Source organism: Corallococcus sicarius, assembly GCF_003611735.1.
GTDB classification, from domain to species: Bacteria; Myxococcota; Myxococcia; order Myxococcales; family Myxococcaceae; genus Corallococcus; species Corallococcus sicarius.
This window is the reverse complement of the sequence record NZ_RAWG01000581.1, coordinates 1-2307: the sequence shown is the minus strand read 5'-3', so window position 1 is coordinate 2307 and position 2307 is coordinate 1. Positions and strand designations below refer to the sequence as shown.

Here is a 2307-nt window from a genome sequence, read left to right as displayed (position 1 = left end):
TGCCCGCCACCACACACACGGGCAACCCCTCCACCACGCCGCAGCGCGCGCCCGCGTCCAGGAAGGGGCGCAGGTGTTCGGGCAGCACCACATAGGCTGTGGCAGCGTCCAGCCCGTCGCGGCGCAGCGTGGCGTCCACGGCGGCGCGGTGCTTCTCGTCTTGGAGGGTGGCGTCGATGGGGAAGAGGTACGGGTCGCGGTGCGGGGTGTTGTAGATGTTGACCGACTCGACGAGCTGCTTCTCCAGCACCAGCTCCTTGTAGGCGGGGCTGGTGTCGCCCACGAGGTACTCGGCGAGCACGGCCATGATGGCGGCGTCGGGCGTGTCGGCGCGGGCGGCGGGGGAGCGCCACGCGAGCACGTGGCGTGGCTGGGTGGGTTGCGTCCAGTCCACGTGGACCGCGCGCGACTTCTGCTGCGCGGGCTCGGTGGGGATGGTGACGTTCGTGGCCTTGCGGTTCCAGGCGCCGTACTGCTTCGTCACCTCCGCGAGCACCTGGGCGTCGTCGAAGTCACCGACGATGAAGAGGGTGGTGTTGGCGGGCGTGTACCAGCGCTCGAAGAACGCGCGGCTGTACGCGTACGCCTTGGGCATGGCCTGGATGTCTTCGTAGAAGCCGAGCGTGGTGTGCTGGTACGTGTGGCGCGTGAAGGCCGTCTTCGCCAGCGACTCCTCCAGCTTGAGGTTCGGGCTGGCCGCATTCTTGTGGTACTCGCCGAGCACCGCGAGCGCCTCCGTCTGGAAGGACGGCTCTGAGTACGTCAGGTTCTGGAACCGGTCGGCCTCCAGCGCGATGAGCTGCTGCAGGCCGGCGGTGGGGCCGTACGCCTGGTAGACGGTGATGTCGTCGGTGGTGAAGGCGTTGTCGTCGAAGCCGAAGCCGCCGAGGACGCGCTCGCGCTGGCCTTCGGGGTTGGCCTTCGTGCCCTTGAACATCATGTGTTCGAAGAAGTGCGCGAAGCCGGTGCGCCCCGGCTCCACCTCGTTGCGCGAACCGACGCGCACGGCGGTGACGTAGGCGACGATGCCGGGCGAGTTGAACGGCACGCGCACCACGGTGAGCCCGTTGGGCAGGCGCGTCGTCTTCAGGGTGTAGGGGAAGAAGCGGGAGGCCTCCTGCGGCTGGGCGGAGGCCGGGAGGACCGGCGCCAGCAACAGCAGCAGGAGGGGCAACAGGCGGGGCATGCGCGAACCCTTTCGGTGCGGGGCCCGCCCATCACCTTGCGAGCGGGCCCGGAAGTCGCGCGGGACGTTACGCCGGAGCTTCTCCTGCCAGGAGAGGGAATCGTCCGGCGCGTGTCGCGTGCACGCCAGCCGCGGGCGTCAGACGGAGATGACGATCTTCCCGAAGTGGCCGCCGGACTCCATGTAGCGCAGGGCCTCGCGTGCTTCGGAGAAGGGGAAGACGCGGTCGATGACGGGCTTCGTCTTCTGGGGCGTCATCGCGCGGAGCATGTCCTCGAACATGGCGCGGCTGCCCACGTAGGTGCTCACGACGCGCAGGTGCTTGCTGCCGGTGGCGGCGTTGTCGGGCTTGCCCGGAGCGCCGGTGAGCAGGCCGATGAGCGCGATGTGGCCGCCCTCCTTCGTGGCGCGCACGGAGGTGGGCAGCGTCGCGGCGCCGCCGACCTCCAGCACGTGGTCCACGCCCTGGCCGCCCGTGAGCGCGAGGACCTCCGCGGCCCAGTCGGGGGACTTCTTGTAGTTGACGAGTCCGTCCGCGCCGAGCTGCTTGCCGCGCTGGAGCTTCTCATCGCTGCTGGACGTGAGGATGACGCGGGCGCCGAGGATGCGGGCGAACTGGAGGGCGAAGATGGACACGCCCCCGGTGCCCTGGGCGAGCACCGTCTGGCCGGGCTTGAGGCCGCCCTGCGGCACGAGTGCGTTCCACGCGGTGACGGCGGCGCAGGGGAGGGTGGCGCCTTCCTCGAAGGACAGCCAGTCGGGTAGGAGCGCGAGCCCTTCGGCGTCCAGGCAGACGTACTCGGCGAGGACGCCGGGGATGCCGCCGCCGAGCGCATGGGCGACCTTCTCCGGCGTGCGCTCGCCCTCGGTCCACACCTGGAAGAAGGTGGGGGCCACGCGGTCGCCTGGCTTGACGCGGGTGACGCCCGGGCCGACGGCGACGACCTCGCCCGCGCCGTCGGAGACGGGGATGAGGGGCGTCTTGATGCCCGGGTAGGAGCCCTTGGCGATGATGAGGTCGCGGTAGTTGAGGGACACGGCGCGGAGGCGGACGAGCGCCTGGCCGGGGCCGGGCTGGGGCTGGGGCTTTTCGACGGGGACCCAGCCGTCGATGCCGGTGG

General features: G+C 70.6%; 2 protein-coding genes. Both read right to left on the bottom strand.

The window, feature by feature from the left end; all coding sequences use genetic code 11:
* The coding region (locus D7X12_RS40930; protein ID WP_147443986.1) for a M16 family metallopeptidase at nucleotides 1–1186 on the bottom strand (1186 nt) is incomplete at its 3' end.
* Between the two features lie 138 nt (nucleotides 1187–1324).
* Nucleotides 1325–2299, bottom strand: coding sequence for a zinc-dependent alcohol dehydrogenase family protein (locus D7X12_RS40925; protein ID WP_120630513.1), 975 nt, complete (start codon nucleotides 2297–2299; stop codon nucleotides 1325–1327).
* Nucleotides 2300–2307 lie beyond the last annotated feature (8 nt).